Origin of the sequence: Bacillus cereus group sp. BfR-BA-01309, from assembly GCF_022664315.1 — a bacterium.
In the GTDB taxonomy this organism is placed as follows: domain Bacteria; phylum Bacillota; class Bacilli; order Bacillales; family Bacillaceae_G; genus Bacillus_A; species Bacillus_A mobilis.
On the sequence record NZ_JAKUHE010000003.1, the window covers coordinates 356,981 to 378,088 of the forward strand.

Consider the following 21,108-nt stretch of genomic DNA (forward strand, 5'->3'; position numbering starts at 1 on the left):
GGGAAAAAAATGATGCTAACAGTATAATGAGGGTAACTTAATTGTGTAGGAATGAATAGGAGTGAATAGTGTGTCAGAAGAAAAAATTTATGATGTCATTATTATTGGTGCAGGACCAGCTGGTATGACAGCTGCAGTATATACATCTCGTGCGAATTTAAGCACATTAATGCTTGAGCGTGGTATCCCAGGTGGCCAAATGGCAAACACAGAAGATGTAGAAAACTACCCAGGTTATGAGTCTATTTTAGGACCAGACTTATCAAATAAAATGTTCGAGCATGCGAAGAAATTTGGTGCTGAATATGCATACGGTGATGTGAAAGCAGTCATCGATGGTAAAGAATACAAAACAATTATTGCTGGTAAAAAAGAATATAAAGCACGTGCAATTATCGTTGCAAGCGGTGCAGAGTATAAAAAAATTGGTGTGCCAGGCGAAGCAGAACTTGGCGGCCGCGGTGTATCATATTGTGCAGTATGTGATGGGGCTTTCTTTAAAGGAAAAGAACTTGTAGTTATTGGTGGCGGAGATTCTGCTGTTGAAGAGGGTGTGTTCTTAACACGCTTCGCATCGAAGGTAACAATTGTTCACCGTCGTGACACGCTTCGTGCACAGAAAATTTTACAAGATCGTGCTTTCCAAAACGAGAAAGTAGATTTCATTTGGAATCACACTATTAAAGAAATTAACGATGCAAATGGTAAAGTAGGAAGCGTAACACTTGTAGACGTAAACAGTGGAGAAGAGAAAGAAGTCAAAACTGACGGCGTATTCGTATACATCGGTATGTTACCATTATCAAAACCATTTGTTGAACTAGGTATTACAAATGAAAATGGTTACCTTGAAACAAACGAGCGTATGGAAACGAAAGTTCCAGGTATTTTCGCAGCTGGTGATGTTCGTGAAAAAATGCTACGTCAAATTGTAACTGCAACAGGTGATGGTAGTATTGCAGCGCAAAGTGCACAACATTACGTAGAAGAATTATTAGAAGAACTAAAAACTGTATCAGAAAAATAAGGGATAACATACCTTTTGAGAAGAAAGCTACCGATAGGAGCTTTCTTCTTTTTTGTGAAAATGTCAAAGTTTTGTCAAAAAATATCAGGATTATAAGCTTTCTTATTGATATACTGGACTTTACGGAAAAATCACTATAAGAAATGAGGAATTTATTCAGTATGGAATGGCGTAATATATATCGTGGATTTTGTATGGGCGTTAGTGATTTAATTCCTGGTGTGAGCGGCGGTACAATCGCTGTTGTGTTAGGAATTTATGAACAATTACTTGCGGCAATTAGTGGATTCTTTAGTCGTGAATGGAAAAAACATTTAGGATTTTTAATTCCCCTTGCAGCTGGTGTGGCAGCAGCGTTTTTAACATTAAGCCACGTTATTAAATATTTACTTGCAAATCATTATGAACCGACTCAATTTTTCTTCCTCGGTTTAATTATTAGTATATTACCGATGTTAATGAGAGAAGCTGATGCAAAGTCTTCGTTTAAAGGTAAGCACATTGTTTTACTAATCGTTGCAGCAATTCTTGTTGCAATCACAGCTTTCTTTAAACCGGATAAGGCAGCAGATCCAATTACGACGTTAACAATTTTAAATGCAATTGGTTTATTTTTCGCAGGATGGATGGCTAGTATGGCTATGTTGCTTCCTGGAATTAGCGGATCATTTATTTTATTAATTATTGGTGTGTATCCGACGGCAATTAATGCTTTAACTACACTGAACTTACCTTTAATCGTAGTTATCGGTGCTGGTGTTATGGTAGGGTTTGTTGTAAGTAGTAAAGGAATTAGTTTCTTGTTAAATCGTTATAAAAGTATGACATTTGCGGCAATTATTGGACTTGTTATCGGCTCAATTGTAATTGTGTTCCCTGGTATTCCAACTGGAGGATTTTCGATTATCAGTTCAATTATTACCTTTATTTTAGGATTTGCGATTGTTACTTATTTCGGTAAGAAATAAGTACTTTAATCCCCTTGGCGATAAAAATCGTTAAGGGGATTTTTCATGCTATTCATTGAAAGTCTAGGCATTTACATTGCTTGTTATAGAAAGCTTTTTTAAAATTGTTGAGTAGCAGTGCTTAGCGAAAGGGGACTGGCTCCTTCGTTGTAGCAAACTGTTTTTGATAGTATAATGAAATGAGTATGCAGTGAGAAATTTACTGCAAGTAGCTGAGGTGAAGAAACATGCAAAGAGTGACAAACTGTGTGTTAGTTAGAGATAATGAAGTACTCTTACTCCAAAAACCTCGCCGAAATTGGTGGGTTGCACCAGGCGGGAAAATGGAGCGTGGTGAGACAGTAAGAGATTCCGTTGTTCGCGAGTATCGCGAAGAAACAGGTATTTATTTAAAGAACCCAGCGTTAAAAGGGGTCTTCACCTTTGTCATCCAAGAAGGTGATAAAGTTGTTTCTGAATGGATGATGTTCTCCTTTTTAGCGACAGATTTTGCAGGAGAAAACAAACTAGAGAGCGAAGAAGGCATCATTGGTTGGCATACATTTGACAAAATTGATGATTTAGCAATGGCACCAGGAGATTATCACATTATTGATTATTTAATTAAAGGAAATGGCATAATCTACGGTACATTTGTATATACCCCAGATTTTGAGTTGCTTTCATATCGATTAGATCCGAGTTAAACCGTCAAGGAGAGGATACGATGACAGAGAATAATGATATAAAAATGGTAATTATTACAGGAATGTCTGGAGCTGGAAAGACAGTAGCTTTACAAAGTTTTGAAGATTTAGGATATTTCTGTGTAGATAATTTACCACCGATGTTATTGCCAAAGTTTATTGAGCTTATGGCGGATTCAAAAGGGAAAATGAATAAAGTGGCACTTGGCGTTGATTTACGTGGCCGAGAGTTTTTCGAACATTTATGGGGAGCACTTGATGATTTATCAGAACGTACATGGATTATTCCTCATATTTTATTCTTAGATGCGAAAGATGGCACGCTTGTAACTCGTTATAAAGAAACGAGACGTTCGCATCCACTTGCACCAACTGGTTTGCCGTTAAAGGGAATCGAAATGGAGCGCAGTTTATTAACTGATATGAAGGCACGAGCGAATATTGTACTGGATACATCGGATTTAAAACCGAAAGAATTACGTGAAAAAATTGTTCATCTGTTTTCAACTGAAACTGAGCAAGCATTTCGTGTAAATGTTATGTCATTTGGATTTAAGTACGGTATTCCAATTGATGCAGATTTAGTATTTGATGTTCGTTTTTTACCAAATCCATATTACATTCCACATATGAAGCCATTAACAGGATTAGATGAGGAAGTTTCATCGTATGTGCTGAAATTTAATGAGACACATAAGTTTTTAGAGAAATTGACGGATCTTATTACTTTCATGCTGCCTCATTATAAAAGAGAAGGCAAGAGTCAACTTGTAATTGCAATTGGATGTACAGGTGGACAGCATCGTTCTGTTACGCTTACAGAATACCTTGGGAAACATTTGAAACCAGAGTATAGCGTTCATGTATCTCATCGTGATGTGGAGAAGAGAAAGGGCCATTAAGGGATGAAAAAAGAGAGAAAACCTAAAATTGTTATCATGGGAGGCGGTACTGGACTCTCTGTTTTATTACGAGGATTAAAACAATATCCAGTTGATATTACAGCAGTTGTTACAATCGCTGATGATGGTGGCAGTTCAGGTAGATTACGTGATGAGCTAGAAATTCCACCCCCAGGTGACATTCGTAACGTACTTGTTGCGTTATCAGATGTAGAGCCGCTGGTGGAAGCTTTATTCCAGCATCGTTTCACAACGGGAGACGGGCTGAAAGGTCATGCGTTAGGAAATTTATTATTGGCGGGTATGACCTCAATTACAGGAGACTTTTTTCATGCGATTACGGAAACGAGTAAAGTGTTAAATGTCAGAGGACGTGTGTTACCAGCAGCGAACCAAAGTGCGGTACTTCATGCGGAACTAGAAGATGGAGAAATTGTAACAGGCGAATCAAAGATTCCTTATTACGGAAAGAAGATTAACCGCGTCTTTCTAACTCCAGAAGATGTAGAGCCGTTACATGAAACGTTGGCTGAGATTAAACGAGCTGATTTACTAGTTTTTGGTCCAGGAAGTTTGTATACGAGTATATTACCGAATTTAGTTGTTAACAAAATCGGGGACGCTGTTCTTGCTGCAAAAGCAAAGAAGGTATATGTGTGTAATGTTATGACGCAAGCTGGTGAAACGATGGGATATACTGCGTTTGACCATGTGCAGGCGTTACATGATCATTTAGGTAAACCATTTATCGATACTGCAATTGTAAATAACCGTGATATTCCTTGTGAATTACGTGAGTTATATGAGGAAGAAATGTCGGCACCAGTTGTAGTAGATGAAGAGCGTTTTACAGAGAGCAATATTGATGTCATTCAAGATCAATTGGCGAAGTATGATGATCGTGTTGTAAGGCACGATACATTAAAACTAGCTTCTATTTTATATTCACTGTTGTAGATGTGCGTTGCCTCGTTTGAGGTAACGCTCATCCTTTCATATAGGACAAGATTTTTGTTCCAAAGTAATCGTATAAGGAGGTGTTGACTGTGTCATTTGCATCAGAAACAAAGAAAGAGTTGACGAATCTTGAGATGAAGGAATGCTGTGAGAAAGCAGAATTATCAGCGTTACTTCGAATGAACGGATCGCTTTCTTTTTCAAATCGTCGTCTATCTATCGATATTCAAACGGAGAATGCGGCAATTGCAAGAAGGATTTATACGCTTTTGAAAAAAGGATATGACGTGACGGTAGAATTACTTGTTCGTAAAAAAATGCGATTGAAGAAAAATAATGTATATATTGTGCGGCTTGTTGAGAAGTCTCGCGAAATATTAGCTGATCTTCATATTGTTCGAGACGACTTTTCATTTATCCGAAATATATCACAAGAATTGATTGATAAGAAATGTTGTAAACGATCGTATTTACGCGGTGCATTTTTAGCAGGTGGTTCAGTAAATAACCCAGAAACATCATCTTATCATTTAGAAGTCTTTTCGTTATATAAGGAACATAATGATGCTATATGTGAACTGATGAACGGATTTGATTTAAATAGTAAGACGTTGGAAAGAAGAAAAGGGTACATTACGTATTTGAAAGAAGCAGAAAAGATTACGGAGTTTTTAAATATTATAGGCGCTCATAATGCACTTTTAAGATTTGAAGACATTCGAATTGTTCGCGATATGCGTAATTCAGTAAATCGTTTAGTGAACTGCGAAACAGCCAATTTAAATAAAACAATTGGTGCAGCGCTAAGGCAGATTGAAAATATCCGTTATATTGATGAGACAGTTGGTCTTGATATATTACCAGATAAACTACGAGAAATTGCACAATTACGAAGAGATTATCAAGATGTAACATTGAAAGAGTTAGGCGAGATGGTATCCGGGGGGAAAATTAGTAAATCGGGTATTAATCATCGTTTGCGTAAAATCGATGAGATTGCAGAGAAATTACGCGCGGGGGAAACGGTAGCGAAAAAATAAGAGGTTAAAGGGGAAATGGAGCTGTGGTTCAAAAACGAGTTCAGGTTTCATTAAAAAACGGTTTACAAGCACGTCCGGCTGCGTTGTTTGTACAAGAGGCCAATCGCTTTCATGCGGATATCTTCATCGAGAAAGATGGAAAGACAGTGAATGCAAAGAGCATAATGGGGATTATGAGCTTAGCAATTGGAACAGGTAGCATGATAACAATTACAACAGAAGGTTCAGATGCAGAAGAAGCCTTAGAAGCATTAGCTGCATATGTACAATAAGAAGCTATCGCGCATGTGCGATAGCTTTTTTGTTTTGTTGTTGGGGTGGGGTATGTACATGCAGCGGTTTGAACATAAAAAGAAGCGCCCAATTATAGGGCGCTTCCGCTTTAAATCTATCTAGCTCCACCGGCTAGAATTTTCGGTCGTTTCGCCCCTTCATTCGAGGCAAAAGCGCCTCGGAATCAGGGGCTCCATCGCCCTGCGATTCTGAACGAGCCGCTTCCGCTTTAAATATCTATTAACGATTTGTAAAGATCTTATCGATTAAACCGTATTCTAAAGCTTTTTCTGCTGTCATGAAGTTGTCACGGTCTGTGTCGCGTTGTAGTACTTCAAGAGGTTGACCTGTGCGGTCAGCAAGAATTTGGTTTAGTTTTTCACGTAAGAATAGGATACGTTTTGCAGCGATTTCGATTTCAGTCGCTTGACCTTGTGCTCCACCAAGTGGTTGGTGAATCATTACTTCACTGTTTGGAAGTGCATAACGTTTACCTTTTTCACCTGCTGCAAGTAAGAATGCCCCCATAGATGCAGCCATACCGATACAGATTGTTGATACTTGTGGTTTAATAAACTGCATTGTATCGTAAATTGCCATACCTGCTGTGATAGAACCACCAGGGCTGTTGATGTAGATGTGAATATCTTTTTCTGGATCTTGAGATTCCAAGAATAAAAGCTGGGAAACGATTGAGTTAGCTACGTTGTCATCAATTGCACTACCAAGCATAATGATGCGGTCTTTTAATAGTCGAGAGTAAATATCGTAAGCGCGTTCTCCACGATTTGTTTGTTCAATTACTGTAGGAATTAAATTCATCTGTTATTTCCTCCTTCTAAAGCTTTCTTAGTCTTATAATACAATTATGGTCAATAAAGGTCAAACGAAACCACTTTAAATCAAAAAAATATGTAGTTGTACCATGAAATATTCGCTATGTTTTTGAAATTCCCTGCTTATGTATCTTCAACATCATAACCGAATTACATAAATTTAAACGTTATAAAAGCTGTAGAAAAAAAGAAAAGAACGCCTTTTTAATACAGCGTTCTTTTGATATTTATTCTTTTAAAAGATAGGTTACTTTATTTAAAATCTTTTCGATGTGTTTCGCGTTTTTACTATACATTTCGCTTGCTGATTTCGACTTTGTTTCTAGGGAAAATAGTTCAAGATCAGCATGGCATTTTTTTAAAGATGCTAATAATAAAGGCTTGTTTTGAGGAGAAGGCATTTGTAGTTTGTCATTATAAATGTCGATAGTAAGTTGCCCATATGAATCCACTTGACCGAGAAAGACATTTTCAATAACAACACCGAGCTTTTCTAGTTCAGAATGTAACCAAGCACGGTTATGCCCACTAGAGGATAAAGGTTCATCTAAGACATTTCCATCCATAATAACAGTTTGTGGTTCTTTTTCGTTTGGCACTTTTAAGCCGATATCTTTTGCTGTAAGTGGTTGGCGATCTTTCTTCAATAACACATTCAATTCTCCGCTCGGTTCTAGTACAGCGAATTCAACATCGGCTACGCTGAAAGCATCTTTTCCACGGAGAAGTTCCAGTAATTCGTCACTTGTATATTTTTCTTTCTTTAAGTTGTCTTCGAGTATCTTTCCGTCTTTTATTAATACGGTAGATTTTCCTTCAAAAAAATCTCGAGCTGTTTTGTTTTTTAAAGAGAGGATTCCTGTTAAAAAAGGTACCACAGCGAAAATGAGTATCGCAAAGACGCCGTGGAAAAATTTTGAATCGAGCCCTGTAGATACTTGGGCAGCAATGTCACCGATTGTCATTCCGGCTATGTATTCAAAAAAGGAGAGCTGAGAGATTTGTCTTTTCCCTAACCATTTTGTAATAGCGAATAAAATAATTAATATGAATACAGAGCGAAGAATGACAAGTGTCCATTCCGGCAGGTGAGACATAGTCATTTCCTCCAGTCTACTTAAAACCCTTTATATTGAGGTTCTTCACGTTCTAATACTGAAACTCTATTCTGTAAATCAGCGATGATGCTGTCCATTTCTAACATACATTCATGAAATACACGTTTTGATTCCGCGTCCTGTGAATGTAGTGAAAGAGAACTTAAGCTTGCTTGAGCGCCCCTTACACTAGCGAGGCAGGTTTTAACGCTAGCAATAACTGTCATACGAACACCTTATCCTTTCGGTTTGAATAGCAATGCTCCAATGAATCCGAAAATAATAGCTGCTGATATACCAGCGCTCGTTACTTTAAACATTCCAGTAATAACGCCAACGATGCCGTGTTTTGCAGCTTCTTCCATTGCCCCGTGAACGAGGGCATTACCGAAACTTGTAATAGGTACAGTTGCACCGGCACCTGCAAAGTCAATTAATGGTTCATACAGGTTAAAGCCGTCTAGTATAGCGCCGACAACAACAAGTGTTGCCATTGTATGAGCGGGTGTTAATTTGCCGACATCAAACATAAGTTGTCCGATTACACATATGAGTCCACCAATGACGAAAGCCCAGAAAAAAATCATTGCGTTGCACCTCCAAATTCAATCGAAACGGCGTGAGCGATACACGGAATCGTTTCTTCTTGTTGGAATGTAAGTGGAGATAGTAAAGCGCCTGTCGCAACGACAAGTATTTTTTTGAGCTCTCCTCTTTTCATTCGGTTTAATAAATGACCATACACGACTGTTGCGGAACATCCTGGTCCACTCGCCCCAGCTATGACTGGTTGTCCGTCTCTGTAAATAATGATTCCGCAATCTTGGAATTGTTCACTTGTTACTTTTGTTCCGTGTTTATGTAGTAGGTCGTAGGCAATTTCGCGACCGACATGTCCAAGGTCACCTGTTACGATTAAGTCGTAATAAGAGGCGTCAATTTGTCGTTCGCGTAAATGGGCTTCAATCGTATCGACAGCCGCCGGGGCCATCGCACCACCCATATTAAAAGGATCTGTTAATCCCATATCAATCACTCTTCCGATTGTTGCAGATGTTACTCTAGGCCCATGTCCAGTGTCGCTTAAAATAGCTGCGCCAGCTCCAGTTACTGTCCATTGTGCGGTAGGAGGTTTTTGACCGCCGTATTCAGTTGGATACCGGAATTGTTTTTCTACAGCGGCATTGTGGCTGGATGCTCCAGTTAATAAATATTTTGCACCTTTTGCATTTACAATGCTTGCCCCGAGTGCTAATCCTTCCATTGAAGTAGAACATGCGCCGAATAATCCGAGATATGGTGTTCCGAGTGTACGGCAGGCAAAGCTTGTTGGAGTGATTTGATTAATTAAATCTCCTGCAAGTACAAATTGGATATCGTCTTTACGAAGCTTGGCTTTTTCAGTAGCGCGGCTACAAGCTTCTTCAAATAAAATTTTGTGCGCCTTCTCGTAAGAATCTTGTCCGAGCCATAAATCTTCATGGAGGGTGTCGAAGTCTTCAGGTATATTTCCATTCGCTTCAAACGGTCCACCAACTACCCCGGTTGAGATAATAACTGGTTTGTTTTCGAATACCCATGTTCGGTGTCCTTGTAACATTTATAGACCTCCCCATTGAACGAGAATCGTTTTAATAAGTGCGATGACGAAAGCTGAAAATACACCAAATAAAATAACGGAGCCGGCTAATTTAAACATATTTCCTCCAACGCCGAGTACGAATCCTTCAGTCCGATGTTCAATACATGCTGCGATTACGGAATTCCCAAATCCAGTAACAGGTACAGCTGTGCCAGCTCCAGCGAATTGTCCGAGGCGATCGTATACGCCGAATCCAGTTAGCAACATGGAGATGAAAATTAGAGTTGCGACTGTTGGATTTCCTGCTGAACGCTCAGTGAAATCAAAATATGTGATGTAAAAAGTAGAAATGAGTTGTCCGATGAAGCAAATAAAACCACCGACGAAAAAGGCTTTTATACAATTTTTCAAGACAGGGCGCTTCGGTTCCCGTTCTTGCTCAAATTTTTTATACTCCTGTTGTACAGGGGTTAAGTTCTTATCTTTACTAGACATTGCGATCCTTCCTTTTCTATTCGAAAGCGTTAAGTGTTAGATTCCATTTCTGATCCGATAAGTTTTAACTGTTTTTTGATTTCACCTTTAGATATTTCTTTTTTCTTGATTCTGTTTTCAAGCTTTTCGAGTAACATAAAGATTTTTTTATCTGTACTAACACGAACATCGAAAGTTGGATATTCATCACTTAGTTGCTTTTGAAGTTTCTTGCGTAAAGGTTTTAGCCCAAAGCGTTCATGATGCTCAGGCTTAACTGCTATGTAGAGATCTAAATTTGAATTCACTGCAGCGCTTTTTATAATTTCATCCATAGCGATAGCTGTTTTCTTTGCTTCTTGCGATATAGATTGATTAAAGGATTCTGTACTCATTTTCGTTAATTTAGGTCCTTTTTCTTTCTCTGTTCGCTTTGCTTCTTCTTTCTTTACCTTTTTATCTAATGGGCTGTGATCACATCCGGTAAAAGAGCTACATAGAAGGGCAAATAATGCGGCTATGAGGCCGAGTTTTCGCATGATTATCATTCCATTTCTATTGCAATATGTAATGTGATAGAAAAAGGATGACTGCATATCATCCTTTTTCTATTTCACAGCATGACGAATCCGTTATTGCTGTGAGTATTGTGGTTCTTCTTGTTGGACTTCTTCAACGCGTGGGTTTAAAGAATCGATAATCGTTTGTGTTTGCTCTGCAGCTGTTTGGAAAAGTTGCTTTGCTTGTTGGTTATCCGTATCAAGAGCGAATCCCTCTAAGCTAGCTTGTGCGCTTTTTAATCCAGAAACAGTTTGCTTTAGTTTTGTAATTACAGTCATTGAATGAAGCCCCCTTTGGAATATCAATTCAAAGATTATAATTTGTGAGTTGGAGTGAATTTATGATTGGAAAATTTAGGGGATAGTGCTTTGTTAATCTACTCCTAACTAGGGTGCATAGAGGATTATGGGGATATTTTTATTGATTTAGATGGATTTTATTGCTATTATTATGAAAAGAAAATGAAGTGTTTTTATAATCATGCGCCCATAGCTCAGTCGGATAGAGCGGTGGTTTCCGGTACCACGTCTGCCGGGGGTTCGAATCCCTCTGGGCGCGTCAAAAAGTCCTAACTTACGTTTTGTAGGTTAGGACTTTTTTTATTTCCCTCTTGTTATATCTAGTAATAAGATTTACTATTAGTACTTGATAATAATTTAGCGAGTTATTATTTTCTTTCAATATTATTCAAATTTCGGTTGTAAGTTGTAAATCTCATTAATACATATAAATTAATAATATTTTGGAATGGGTTTCTGCGTGAGGATTCTCCTTTTACCAAACTTATTGTACAATAGAAACAAGGGGGAGATTAGTTTGAAGGCAAGTCTTTTACAAGAACAAAGCTTACGTTTGGCAATGACACAAGAGTTAAGGCAAGCGATTACAATGCTCCAGTATAATGTACAAGAATTATCGGAGTTTTTGTATGAGCAATCGTTAGAGAATCCCCTTATTGAGTTAGGTGGTTTTGAGAGGGAGAAGAAAAAGAGCTCTAACACAAGTAAAAGTACCAGCAAACAAGTCGAGAATCAGATGGAAATCTACAGTGTGGATTCTACAACGATTCAGCAACATTTATTAAATCAAATACAGTATTATAAAATAGATGAAGAAGAGCGAAAAGTAGCTTCTTTCATTATTATGAACATGGATGGAAATGGGTATTTACAAGAAACGAACGAAGAGTTAGCGGATCTCCTTTCCGCACCGATTCATGTAGTCGACCGCTCTGTAGAGCTTGTCCAATCGCTCGAGCCAGCAGGGGTAGGAGCGCGTAATATTCAGGAATGTCTAACTTTACAATTGAAGCGCTTACAAAGACGGGATGGATTAGCGGAAGAGGTTATAGAGGATCACTTCGCTTATTTCGTGAAGAAGGATTGGCGAAAGCTCGTTCAAGTGTTGAAGTGTAGTAATGAAGAATTGCAATCGGCAGTGAACTGTATTACGTCCCTGCAGCCGAAACCAGGTCTTGCGTTTTCTTCTGATAAACCACTTTACATTGTGCCTGATATGGCGGTGAAAAAAGATGGTGATCGTCTCGTTTTACAAATGAATGAGAGAAATATGCCGAGAATTGAAATTCATTCTGAGTATAGTGCACTTCTGAATGATAGTGAAAGTGAAGTAGCATCTTACGTATCAGAAAAGTATCAGCATGTGCAGTGGATTATGCGCAGTTTAAAACAGAGAAAACAAACGCTTCTGCAAGTGATGACCATTATTATGGAAAAACAACATGATTTCTTCTGGGAAGGTCCAGAACATTTAAAGCCACTTGCTTTAAAAGAGGTAGCAGAAGAGTTAAGTGTGCATGAGTCTACAATTAGTCGTGCAACGCGAAATAAATATGTGCAAACACCACACGGTTTATTTGAGATGAAATCGTTCTTTAGTAATGCTGTTTCGACTACTGAAGATGAAGCAGTTTCTACAAAGCGTGTGAAACGGTTTATTCAAACGCTTGTTGAAGCGGAAAATAAGAAAAAGCCACTTTCAGATCAAAAGATTTCAAAATTATTAGAAGAAGAGCATGAAATCGTTATTTCTCGAAGAACAGTGGCAAAGTATAGAGAACAAATGCACATTCCAGCGTCGTCATTACGAAAAACGATCGGATAGGTGAAGAAGATGGAAGTTGTACTGTATACAAAAAAAGATTGTGGCCTGTGCGTGCAGGCGAAACAAGTTTTACAGGAAGTACAATGTGAATATTCTTTTCAAATTGAGGAAATAGATATATATGAAGATAATGACCTTTTAGAAAAATATCACCTAATGATTCCGGTTGTAGAAATAGGCGGGAAACAGGTGGAATATGGTAACATTCACAAAGGTGTCATAATAAACTATATAAAGAATGCAGTTAAGAGTTGAATAAGTTTCTATCTCCTGTTACAATAATACACGTAGCAGGGATTATTTTTTTAACCTATGTGGGACACAAAATGTCACTACGGGACGTAAAGTGACCACGAGGGAAAATGAACCAATGTAGTGAGGAGAAAAGATATGCGCTCATGGATTCAGAATACTAAAAAATTATTACCTGATCTGCTACCTGTTATGCAAACGAGAATGCAAATTCTTCAATACATTAGGCTCATGCAGCCGATTGGAAGAAGAAATTTGTCAGCAAGTCTCGGTATGACAGAACGAGTATTGCGAAGTGAAGTTCAAGTTTTGAAAGAACAAAACTTAGTTCACGTCGCTTCTTCTGGAATGACTTTGACAGAAGAAGGAACAGCTTTAGTTCTTGCTTTGGAAGACTTTATGAAAGAAATTTCCGGGTTAAAGGTTTTAGAAAAGCAACTTAAGGAAACATTAGACTTGGATGAAGTTTTCGTTGTCCCTGGTGATAGTGATGAATCGCCTTGGGTCAAACTGGAGATGGGCCGTGCTTGTGTGACTTGTATAAAAGACCGTCTGACAGCGAATAATATCGTTGCTGTGGCTGGAGGAACTACGCTAGCTGCTGCTGCGGACATGATGCAGCTTGATTGCAAAGATTTACATATGCTATTTGTCCCAGCACGTGGTGGAATTGGAGAAGGTGTCGAATTAGAAGCCAACACCATTTGTGCCAAAATGGCGCAAAATACGATGAGTAATTATCGCTTATTGTATGTTCCAGACCATGTTAGTAGCGAAGCATATGCGTCTATTGTGACAGAGCCTTCCGTGAAAGAAGTTCTTGAGTTGATTCGATCTTCCAATATCGTCATTCATGGAATAGGTGATGCGTTAACAATGGCACGTCGCAGAAATACTTCAGAAGCAGATTGGTTAAAGATTCAAGCAAGCGAAGCAGTTGGCGAAGCTTTCGGTTACTACTTTAATGAACAAGGAAATGTTGTTCATAAAGTAAGAACAGTTGGTATGCAACTTGAGGATTTACAACATGTATCTCACGTTGTTGCAGTCGCTGGAGGTTCTTCAAAGGCAAAGGCAATACAAGCTGTAATTAAACAAGGGCACACTTCAATTCTAATTACAGATGAAGGTGCAGCAAAACAGTTAACAAAGGGTATTACCCTTTAATATAATCCCCCAAGGAGGAAATTCAAATGACTAAAATTGGTATTAATGGATTTGGACGTATCGGACGTAACGTATTCCGCGCAGCTCTTAACAACTCTGAGGTAGAAGTAGTAGCAATCAACGACTTAACAGATGCTAAAACATTAGCTCACCTTTTAAAATATGACACAGTTCACGGAACTTTAAATGCAGAAGTATCTGCTAACGAAAACAGCATCGTTGTTAACGGTAAAGAAATTAAAGTTATCGCTGAGCGTGACCCAGCTCAATTACCATGGAGCGACTACGGAGTAGAAGTAGTAGTAGAATCTACTGGCCGTTTCACTAAAAAATCAGACGCTGAAAAACACTTAGGTGGATCAGTTAAGAAAGTTATCATCTCAGCTCCAGCTTCTGACGAAGATATCACTGTAGTTATGGGTGTTAACCACGAACAATACGATGCAGCTAACCACAACGTAGTATCTAACGCTTCTTGTACTACAAACTGTCTAGCTCCATTCGCTAAAGTATTAAACGAAAAATTCGGCGTAAAACGCGGAATGATGACAACAATTCACTCTTACACTAACGACCAACAAATCTTAGACTTACCACACAAAGATTTACGTCGTGCTCGTGCAGCAGCTGAAAACATGATCCCAACATCTACTGGTGCAGCTAAAGCTGTAGCATTAGTATTACCAGAACTTAAAGGTAAATTAAACGGTGGCGCTGTACGTGTTCCAACTGCTAACGTTTCTCTTGTTGACTTAGTTGTTGAACTTGACAAAGAAGTAACAGTTGAAGATGTAAACGCAGCATTCAAAGCAGCAGCTGAAGGCGAATTAAAAGGTATCCTTGGATACAGCGAAGAGCCATTAGTATCTATCGACTATAACGGATGTACTGCTTCTTCTACAATCGATGCATTATCTACAATGGTAATGGAAGGTAACATGGTTAAAGTACTTTCTTGGTACGATAACGAAACTGGTTACTCTAACCGTGTAGTAGACCTAGCAGCATACATGACTTCTAAAGGTCTTTAATTCTTAATTATATAAGTAATCAATGACAAAACGAGGGAGAGGGTTTGTTCCCTCTCTCTCTTCTTTCGTTTTAAAAGCAAATGTGTTAAGCTTTTGAGTGGGTTTTGTCAATCCTAACTAGTAGTCGGAGGGAAATCCAATGAACAAAAAATCAATTCGTGACGTAGATTTAAAAGGTAAGCGTGTATTTTGCCGCGTTGATTTCAACGTACCTATGAAAGAAGGCAAAATTACAGATGAAACTCGTATCCGTGCAGCTCTTCCTACAATTCAATATTTAGTAGAGCAAGGTGCGAAAGTTATTTTAGCAAGTCACTTAGGCCGTCCAAAAGGTCAAGCAGTAGAAGAATTACGTCTTACTCCAGTAGCAGCACGTTTAGGCGAGCTTCTTGGTAAAGATGTTAAAAAAGCGGACGAAGCATTCGGACCAGTTGCACAAGAAATGGTTGCAGCAATGAACGAAGGCGACGTATTAGTTCTTGAAAACGTACGTTTCTATGCGGGCGAAGAAAAGAACGATGCAGAACTTGCGAAAGAATTTGCAGCACTTGCTGATATCTTCGTAAACGATGCATTCGGTGCAGCTCACCGTGCTCATGCTTCTACAGCAGGAATCGCAGACTACCTACCAGCAGTATCTGGTCTATTAATGGAAAAAGAGTTAGATGTATTAGGTAAAGCACTTTCTAATCCAGAACGTCCATTCACAGCTATCATCGGTGGTGCGAAAGTAAAAGATAAAATCGGTGTAATTCGTCATCTATTAGACAAAGTAGATAACTTAATCATCGGTGGCGGACTTGCTTACACATTCGTTAAAGCTTTAGGTCATGAAATTGGTCTATCTCTATGTGAAGACGACAAGATTGAACTAGCTAAAGAATTTATGCAACTTGCAAAAGAAAAAGGCGTAAACTTCTACATGCCAGTTGATGTTGTAATCACAGAGGAATTCTCTGAAACTGCAACAACTCAAATCGTAGGTATCGACTCTATCCCTTCTAACTGGGAAGGCGTGGACATCGGTCCTAAAACACGTGAAATTTATGCAGATGTAATTAAAAATTCTAAGCTTGTTGTATGGAATGGACCAATGGGTGTATTCGAAATGACTCCATTCGCAGAAGGTACAAAAGCAGTAGGACAAGCATTAGCAGATGCAGAAGATACATACTCTGTTATCGGCGGTGGTGACTCTGCAGCAGCTGTTGAAAAATTCGGTATGGCTGATAAAATGAGCCACATTTCTACTGGCGGCGGTGCGTCATTAGAATTCATGGAAGGTAAAGAGCTTCCAGGTGTAGTTTGTCTTAACGACAAATAAGTAGCAGCCAAAGAAAAAGGACGGTGCAAAGCATGCGTAAACCAATTATCGCAGGTAACTGGAAAATGAATAAAACTCTATCTGAAGCAGTTAGCTTCGTAGAGGAAGTTAAAGGTCAAATCCCAGCAGCTACAGCTGTTGATGCAGTAGTTTGCTCTCCAGCTCTATTCTTAGAGCGTCTTGTAGCAGCGACTGAAGGAACTGACTTACAAGTAGGTGCACAAAACATGCACTTCGAAAAAAATGGTGCATTCACTGGCGAAATTAGCCCAGTAGCACTTAGCGACTTAAAAGTAGGCTACGTAGTACTTGGCCACTCTGAGCGTCGTGAAATGTTTGCTGAAACAGACGAGTCAGTAAACAAAAAGACTCTTGCAGCATTTGAACATGGTTTAACACCAATCGTATGTTGTGGTGAGACTTTAGAAGAGCGCGAAAGCGGAAAAACATTTGATCTAGTAGCAGGTCAAGTGACAAAAGCACTTGCAGGTTTAACAGAAGAGCAAGTTAAAGCAACTGTTATCGCTTATGAGCCAATCTGGGCTATCGGTACAGGTAAATCTTCTTCTTCTGCAGATGCAAACGAAGTATGTGCGCACATCCGTAAAGTTGTTGCAGAAGCTGTTTCTACAGAAGCTGCAGAAGCTGTTCGTATTCAATACGGCGGTAGCGTAAAACCAGAAAACATTAAAGAGTATATGGCACAATCTGACATCGACGGCGCTTTAGTTGGCGGTGCTAGCTTAGAGCCTGCTTCGTTCTTAGGTCTTCTGGGGGCGGTAAAATGAGAAAGCCAACAGCTTTAATCATTCTTGATGGTTTCGGACTACGTGAAGAAACTCATGGGAATGCTGTAGCACAAGCTAAGAAACCTAATTTTGATGGTTACTGGAACAAATTCCCTCACACAACGCTTACAGCTTGTGGTGAGGAAGTAGGTCTTCCAGAAGGTCAAATGGGTAACTCTGAGGTTGGTCACTTAAATATCGGTGCTGGCCGCATTGTATATCAAAGCTTAACACGCGTAAACGTTGCAATTCGTGAAGGTGAGTTCGATCAGAACGAAACGTTCCAAAATGCAATTAAAAGCGTAAAAGAAAAAGGTACTGCTCTTCATTTATTCGGTTTACTTTCTGACGGTGGTGTGCACAGTCACATGAACCATATGTTTGCTCTTCTTCGCTTAGCAGCAAAAGAAGGCGTGGAGAAAGTTTATATCCATGCATTCTTAGATGGCCGCGATGTTGGACCACAAACAGCAAAAGGTTATATCGATGCAACAAATGAAGTGATTAAAGAAACAGGAGTAGGACAATTCGCGACTATCTCTGGTCGTTATTACTCTATGGACCGTGACAAGCGTTGGGATCGCGTAGAAAAATGTTACAGTGCTATGGTGAATGGTGAAGGCCCTACTTATAAATCAGCAGAAGAGTGTGTAGAAGACTCTTATGCAAATGGTATCTACGATGAATTCGTATTGCCGTCTGTAATTGTTAACGACGATAACACGCCAGTTGCAACAATCAATGATGATGATGCAGTTATCTTCTATAACTTCCGTCCAGACCGTGCAATTCAAATTGCTCGTGTATTTACAAACGAAGACTTCCGTGAGTTCGATCGTGGTGAAAAAGTACCTCACATTCCTGAATTCGTTTGTATGACACATTTCAGTGAAACTGTAGATGGTTACGTGGCATTCAAGCCAATGAACCTTGATAACACATTAGGTGAAGTTGTTGCGCAAGCGGGATTAAAGCAACTTCGCATCGCGGAAACTGAAAAGTATCCGCACGTTACATTCTTCTTTAGCGGTGGTCGTGAGGCTGAATTCCCAGGAGAAGAGCGTATCTTAATTAACTCACCGAAGGTTGCAACGTATGACTTGAAACCTGAAATGAGCATTTACGAAGTAACGGACGCTTTAGTAAATGAAATCGAAAATGATAAACATGATGTTATCATTCTTAACTTTGCGAACTGTGATATGGTTGGCCATTCTGGGATGATGGAACCAACAATTAAAGCAGTAGAAGCAACTGACGAATGTTTAGGAAAAGTTGTAGAAGCGATTCTTGCAAAAGATGGTGTAGCACTTATTACTGCTGACCATGGTAATGCTGATCAGGAGTTAACTGCTGATGGTGGACCAATGACAGCTCATACAACTAACCCGGTTCCTTTCATCGTTACAAAAAATGACGTAGAGCTTCGTGAAGGTGGTATTTTAGGAGATATCGCCCCAACAATGCTTACACTTTTAAATGTGGAACAACCGAAAGAAATGACAGGTAAAACAATTATTAAATAATTTGCTTATATAAAAAGGAGAGAATTTATTATGTCAACAATTATTGATGTTTATGCTCGCGAAGTCCTTGACTCTCGTGGTAACCCAACTGTAGAAGTAGAAGTTTACACAGAAAGCGGCGCTTTCGGACGCGCTATCGTACCAAGTGGTGCATCTACTGGTGAGCACGAAGCAGTAGAATTACGTGACGGTGACAAATCTCGTTACCTTGGTAAAGGTGTTCTAAATGCAGTAAACAACGTTAACGAAGCAATCGCTCCAGAAATCGTTGGTTTCGACGTAACTGACCAAGCTGGTATCGACCGTGCTATGATCGAATTAGATGGCACTCCAAACAAAGGTAAACTAGGCGCTAACGCTATCCTTGGTGTATCTATGGCAGTAGCTCACGCAGCAGCTGACTTCGTAGGTCTTCCATTATACCGTTACCTTGGTGGATTCAATGCAAAACAATTACCAACTCCAATGATGAACATCATCAACGGTGGTTCTCACGCTGATAACAACGTAGACTTCCAAGAGTTCATGATCTTACCAGTTGGCGCTCCAACATTCAAAGAATCAATCCGTATGGGTGCTGAAGTATTCCATGCACTTAAAGCTGTATTACATGACAAAGGTCTTAACACTGCAGTAGGTGACGAAGGTGGATTCGCTCCAAACCTTGGTTCTAACCGTGAAGCATTAGAAGTAATCATCGAAGCTATCGAAAAAGCTGGTTACAAAGCTGGCGAGAACGTATTCTTAGGAATGGACGTTGCTTCTTCTGAGTTCTACAACAAAGAAACTGGTAAATATGACCTTGCAGGCGAAGGCCGTACTGGCTTAACTTCTGCAGAAATGGTTGATTTCTACGAAGAGCTTTGCAAAGACTTCCCAATCATCTCTATCGAAGATGGTTTAGACGAAAACGACTGGGATGGTCACAAATTATTAACTGAGCGTATCGGTGATAAAGTACAATTAGTTGGTGACGACTTATTCGTAACTAACACACAAAAACTTGCTGAAGGTATCGAAAAAGGTATCTCTAACTCAATCTTAATTAAAGTTAACCAAATCGGTACTTTAACTGAGACTTTCGAAGCTATCGAAATGGCTAAACGTGCTGGTTACACAGCAGTTGTATCTCACCGTTCTGGTGAAACTGAAGATGCTACAATCGCTGACATCGCAGTTGCAACTAACGCTGGCCAAATCAAAACTGGTTCTATGAGCCGTACTGACCGTATTGCTAAGTACAACCAATTATTACGCATCGAAGACGAACTAGGCGAAATCGCTGTTTACGATGGTATCAAATCTTTCTACAACATCAAACGATAATTGTAGAAAATAACGACAGACCGTGAGAAATCACGGTCTGTTTTTTTATGCTTAAAATTGCTCACCCGTCATAAGTGACATGAAATGTTTAAAGAAACGGTTATAATCAAAATCGATTGCGATCTGATGACTCGGCCAATCAGTAAATGGTTTGGATTCTCCTAAAGAGCGAAATTCTCCAATGCTTGCACCTTGTGCATAGGATTCCGTCATGACAACGATAGGTGATTTATGATACGTAAACATAGAGTTATCAAGTAAAGCGAGTATTGGCGTTGTGTCATGAAAGGGGCTTCCTTTTAAATCTGGTAGGGCATTTTTATAATATCCGTAGTAATAATGATCGAATAACGGTTTGACAAGTGGGGCTTTTCCTTTTGCCTCAATGTATTCAGCCATTTCTGGTGTAATGACAGAATATTGAGTGACGTTTAACGGGTATATATACATGTTAGCTGTGGATTGAAGGACTATATTAGCGGCAGTAGGATCACCATAAAAGTTAGCTTCAGAAATAGGTGTAACATTACCAGGGTGTAAAAAGGCACCGCCCATTACGTAGTAAGATTTAATTTGCTTCATTAACTGTTTACATAGGATGAATAAAATTGCGAGGGAGGTAAGTCTTCCTAAACTTACAATGATTAATTCATCTTTATATTGCTCAATAAGAGGGATAACTTCAAAAAAATTCTCCATTTCTCCGTTAGTCACATTCTCCTTTGGAATAATTGGCCCGAGCCCTTGTTTCCCGTGTACATTCGTAAAGAAAGAAGGAGGGGCACCAGTAAGCGGTTGTTCTGAACCACCAAATACTTTAATATTTCTATTTTTTGTTTCGTGCTTAAGAAAATGAACATTTTGTACGGCCATTTCTTTTGGAACATTGCCGTAATCAGCAACAATGCCGATGATTTCTATTTCATCGATAAAGAATGCTAAGAGGAGGGCCATCGCATCATCAATCCCAGGATCACAAAAAATAAGAACTTTTTTGGGCATATGTTCACCACCTATCTTATTTATCCCACTTTAATGGGCAGTAAGACCCCCACTGATTAAAGTTTTACTTTATATATATGTAAGCTTAAGGATAAAAAGATTATTTTATTAAAATAACAACCTTATAAATTCAGAAAATAAAAACTTTTTATATTAGGTCAAGGT

General features: G+C 39.1%; 24 protein-coding genes and 1 tRNA gene. 16 read left to right on the forward strand and 9 right to left on the reverse strand.

What is annotated here, in order from left to right; translation table 11 throughout:
* The first annotated feature begins 70 nt into the window (after positions 1-70).
* From trxB to MR115_RS08835, 7 genes are all read left to right on the forward strand, one after another.
* Positions 71-1,027: a thioredoxin-disulfide reductase gene (gene trxB / locus MR115_RS08805; RefSeq protein WP_061679303.1), complete on the forward strand. Its 957-nt coding sequence runs from the start codon at positions 71-73 to the stop codon at positions 1,025-1,027.
* Positions 1,028-1,188: 161 nt separating this feature from the next.
* Entirely contained in the window at positions 1,189-1,995 is an 807-nt protein-coding gene (locus MR115_RS08810; protein ID WP_098286443.1) for a DUF368 domain-containing protein, read from the forward strand.
* Between the two features lie 227 nt (positions 1,996-2,222).
* Entirely contained in the window at positions 2,223-2,681 is a 459-nt protein-coding gene (locus MR115_RS08815; RefSeq protein WP_061679302.1) for an NUDIX hydrolase, read from the forward strand.
* Between the two features lie 20 nt (positions 2,682-2,701).
* Positions 2,702-3,583 carry an RNase adapter RapZ gene (rapZ, locus tag MR115_RS08820; RefSeq protein ID WP_000138462.1) on the forward strand — a complete coding sequence of 294 codons (882 nt, stop codon included), beginning with the start codon at positions 2,702-2,704 and terminating at the stop codon, positions 3,581-3,583.
* A gap of 3 nt (positions 3,584-3,586) precedes the next feature.
* Entirely contained in the window at positions 3,587-4,540 is a 954-nt protein-coding gene (locus MR115_RS08825) for a gluconeogenesis factor YvcK family protein (RefSeq protein WP_097816973.1), read from the forward strand.
* Between the two features lie 89 nt (positions 4,541-4,629).
* Positions 4,630-5,580 carry a DNA-binding protein WhiA gene (gene whiA, locus MR115_RS08830; RefSeq protein WP_061679301.1) on the forward strand — a complete coding sequence of 317 codons (951 nt, stop codon included), beginning with the start codon at positions 4,630-4,632 and terminating at the stop codon, positions 5,578-5,580.
* A gap of 23 nt (positions 5,581-5,603) precedes the next feature.
* A complete protein-coding gene (locus MR115_RS08835) occupies positions 5,604-5,852 on the forward strand; it encodes an HPr family phosphocarrier protein (RefSeq protein ID WP_000250307.1) in 249 nt (82 codons plus the stop codon).
* A gap of 241 nt (positions 5,853-6,093) precedes the next feature.
* On the opposite strand, the gene clpP is transcribed toward MR115_RS08835, so the two are convergent.
* The 8 genes from clpP to MR115_RS08875 form a co-directional block, all read right to left on the reverse strand.
* Positions 6,094-6,675 (reverse strand): ATP-dependent Clp endopeptidase proteolytic subunit ClpP, encoded by a 582-nt coding sequence (gene clpP, locus MR115_RS08840; protein WP_001049162.1) that lies wholly within the window; start codon positions 6,673-6,675, stop codon positions 6,094-6,096.
* A 241-nt stretch (positions 6,676-6,916) separates the two neighbouring features.
* A complete protein-coding gene (locus MR115_RS08845; protein ID WP_061679300.1) occupies positions 6,917-7,786 on the reverse strand; it encodes a DUF421 domain-containing protein in 870 nt (289 codons plus the stop codon).
* 20 nt (positions 7,787-7,806) lie between these two features.
* On the reverse strand, positions 7,807-8,013 hold the full coding sequence (locus MR115_RS08850; protein WP_000215900.1) for a DUF1657 domain-containing protein: 207 nt from the start codon (positions 8,011-8,013) through the stop codon (positions 7,807-7,809).
* 9 nt (positions 8,014-8,022) lie between these two features.
* On the reverse strand, positions 8,023-8,373 hold the full coding sequence (gene spoVAE, locus MR115_RS08855; protein ID WP_002112813.1) for a stage V sporulation protein AE: 351 nt from the start codon (positions 8,371-8,373) through the stop codon (positions 8,023-8,025).
* Positions 8,370-9,386 carry a stage V sporulation protein AD gene (gene spoVAD, locus MR115_RS08860; RefSeq protein WP_242240914.1) on the reverse strand — a complete coding sequence of 339 codons (1,017 nt, stop codon included), beginning with the start codon at positions 9,384-9,386 and terminating at the stop codon, positions 8,370-8,372. Before spoVAD ends, spoVAE begins: the two co-directional genes overlap by 4 nt.
* Positions 9,387-9,863, reverse strand: coding sequence for a stage V sporulation protein AC (gene spoVAC, locus MR115_RS08865; RefSeq protein ID WP_063263108.1), 477 nt, complete (start codon positions 9,861-9,863; stop codon positions 9,387-9,389).
* A gap of 29 nt (positions 9,864-9,892) precedes the next feature.
* Complete coding sequence (locus MR115_RS08870) at positions 9,893-10,381, reverse strand: hypothetical protein (RefSeq protein ID WP_242240916.1); 489 nt, start codon at positions 10,379-10,381, stop codon at positions 9,893-9,895.
* A 93-nt stretch (positions 10,382-10,474) separates the two neighbouring features.
* Complete coding sequence (locus MR115_RS08875) at positions 10,475-10,681, reverse strand: DUF1657 domain-containing protein (RefSeq protein ID WP_000216160.1); 207 nt, start codon at positions 10,679-10,681, stop codon at positions 10,475-10,477.
* Positions 10,682-10,885: 204 nt separating this feature from the next.
* On the opposite strand from MR115_RS08875, the gene MR115_RS08880 reads away from it, so the two are divergent.
* The 9 genes from MR115_RS08880 to eno all read left to right on the forward strand — a co-directional run bounded on the left by MR115_RS08880 (position 10,886) and on the right by eno (position 19,941).
* Positions 10,886-10,961 (forward strand) — tRNA-Arg (locus tag MR115_RS08880).
* Between the two features lie 258 nt (positions 10,962-11,219).
* On the forward strand, positions 11,220-12,527 hold the full coding sequence (gene rpoN, locus MR115_RS08885; protein WP_242240918.1) for an RNA polymerase factor sigma-54: 1,308 nt from the start codon (positions 11,220-11,222) through the stop codon (positions 12,525-12,527).
* 9 nt (positions 12,528-12,536) lie between these two features.
* Positions 12,537-12,782, forward strand: coding sequence for a glutaredoxin family protein (locus tag MR115_RS08890; RefSeq protein ID WP_063263114.1), 246 nt, complete (start codon positions 12,537-12,539; stop codon positions 12,780-12,782).
* 135 nt (positions 12,783-12,917) lie between these two features.
* A complete protein-coding gene (gene cggR, locus MR115_RS08895) occupies positions 12,918-13,946 on the forward strand; it encodes a gapA transcriptional regulator CggR (protein WP_001258183.1) in 1,029 nt (342 codons plus the stop codon).
* A gap of 26 nt (positions 13,947-13,972) precedes the next feature.
* Positions 13,973-14,977: a type I glyceraldehyde-3-phosphate dehydrogenase gene (gene gap / locus MR115_RS08900; RefSeq protein ID WP_000161234.1), complete on the forward strand. Its 1,005-nt coding sequence runs from the start codon at positions 13,973-13,975 to the stop codon at positions 14,975-14,977.
* Between the two features lie 139 nt (positions 14,978-15,116).
* A complete protein-coding gene (locus MR115_RS08905) occupies positions 15,117-16,301 on the forward strand; it encodes a phosphoglycerate kinase (RefSeq protein WP_001036332.1) in 1,185 nt (394 codons plus the stop codon).
* A gap of 32 nt (positions 16,302-16,333) precedes the next feature.
* Positions 16,334-17,089, forward strand: a complete 756-nt coding sequence (tpiA, locus tag MR115_RS08910) for a triose-phosphate isomerase (protein ID WP_061679291.1) — start codon at positions 16,334-16,336, stop codon at positions 17,087-17,089.
* Complete coding sequence (gene gpmI / locus MR115_RS08915) at positions 17,086-18,615, forward strand: 2,3-bisphosphoglycerate-independent phosphoglycerate mutase (RefSeq protein WP_242240920.1); 1,530 nt, start codon at positions 17,086-17,088, stop codon at positions 18,613-18,615. Before tpiA ends, gpmI begins: the two co-directional genes overlap by 4 nt.
* Positions 18,616-18,645: 30 nt before the next feature.
* Entirely contained in the window at positions 18,646-19,941 is a 1,296-nt protein-coding gene (gene eno, locus MR115_RS08920; protein WP_000103948.1) for a phosphopyruvate hydratase, read from the forward strand.
* A 51-nt stretch (positions 19,942-19,992) separates the two neighbouring features.
* On the opposite strand, the gene MR115_RS08925 is transcribed toward eno, so the two are convergent.
* A complete protein-coding gene (locus MR115_RS08925) occupies positions 19,993-20,943 on the reverse strand; it encodes a nucleoside hydrolase (RefSeq protein ID WP_242240923.1) in 951 nt (316 codons plus the stop codon).
* Positions 20,944-21,108: the final 165 nt, after the last annotated feature.

Bases quoted from the DNA above. Each gene is read 5' to 3' on its own strand.
- MR115_RS08810 (WP_098286443.1), top strand. From the start codon at position 1,189: ATGGAATGGCGTAATATATATCGTGGATTTTGTATGGGCGTTAGTGAT.
- MR115_RS08815 (WP_061679302.1), top strand. From the start codon at position 2,223: ATGCAAAGAGTGACAAACTGTGTGTTAGTTAGAGATAATGAAGTACTC.
- rapZ (WP_000138462.1), top strand. From the start codon at position 2,702: ATGACAGAGAATAATGATATAAAAATGGTAATTATTACAGGAATGTCT.
- MR115_RS08825 (WP_097816973.1), top strand. From the start codon at position 3,587: ATGAAAAAAGAGAGAAAACCTAAAATTGTTATCATGGGAGGCGGTACT.
- clpP (WP_001049162.1), bottom strand. From the start codon at position 6,675: ATGAATTTAATTCCTACAGTAATTGAACAAACAAATCGTGGAGAACGC.
- MR115_RS08845 (WP_061679300.1), bottom strand. From the start codon at position 7,786: ATGTCTCACCTGCCGGAATGGACACTTGTCATTCTTCGCTCTGTATTC.
- MR115_RS08850 (WP_000215900.1), bottom strand. From the start codon at position 8,013: ATGACAGTTATTGCTAGCGTTAAAACCTGCCTCGCTAGTGTAAGGGGC.
- spoVAE (WP_002112813.1), bottom strand. From the start codon at position 8,373: ATGATTTTTTTCTGGGCTTTCGTCATTGGTGGACTCATATGTGTAATC.
- spoVAD (WP_242240914.1), bottom strand. From the start codon at position 9,386: ATGTTACAAGGACACCGAACATGGGTATTCGAAAACAAACCAGTTATT.
- spoVAC (WP_063263108.1), bottom strand. From the start codon at position 9,863: ATGTCTAGTAAAGATAAGAACTTAACCCCTGTACAACAGGAGTATAAA.
- MR115_RS08870 (WP_242240916.1), bottom strand. From the start codon at position 10,381: ATGCGAAAACTCGGCCTCATAGCCGCATTATTTGCCCTTCTATGTAGC.
- MR115_RS08875 (WP_000216160.1), bottom strand. From the start codon at position 10,681: ATGACTGTAATTACAAAACTAAAGCAAACTGTTTCTGGATTAAAAAGC.
- MR115_RS08890 (WP_063263114.1), top strand. From the start codon at position 12,537: ATGGAAGTTGTACTGTATACAAAAAAAGATTGTGGCCTGTGCGTGCAG.
- cggR (WP_001258183.1), top strand. From the start codon at position 12,918: ATGCGCTCATGGATTCAGAATACTAAAAAATTATTACCTGATCTGCTA.
- gap (WP_000161234.1), top strand. From the start codon at position 13,973: ATGACTAAAATTGGTATTAATGGATTTGGACGTATCGGACGTAACGTA.
- MR115_RS08905 (WP_001036332.1), top strand. From the start codon at position 15,117: ATGAACAAAAAATCAATTCGTGACGTAGATTTAAAAGGTAAGCGTGTA.
- tpiA (WP_061679291.1), top strand. From the start codon at position 16,334: ATGCGTAAACCAATTATCGCAGGTAACTGGAAAATGAATAAAACTCTA.
- gpmI (WP_242240920.1), top strand. From the start codon at position 17,086: ATGAGAAAGCCAACAGCTTTAATCATTCTTGATGGTTTCGGACTACGT.
- eno (WP_000103948.1), top strand. From the start codon at position 18,646: ATGTCAACAATTATTGATGTTTATGCTCGCGAAGTCCTTGACTCTCGT.
- MR115_RS08925 (WP_242240923.1), bottom strand. From the start codon at position 20,943: ATGCCCAAAAAAGTTCTTATTTTTTGTGATCCTGGGATTGATGATGCG.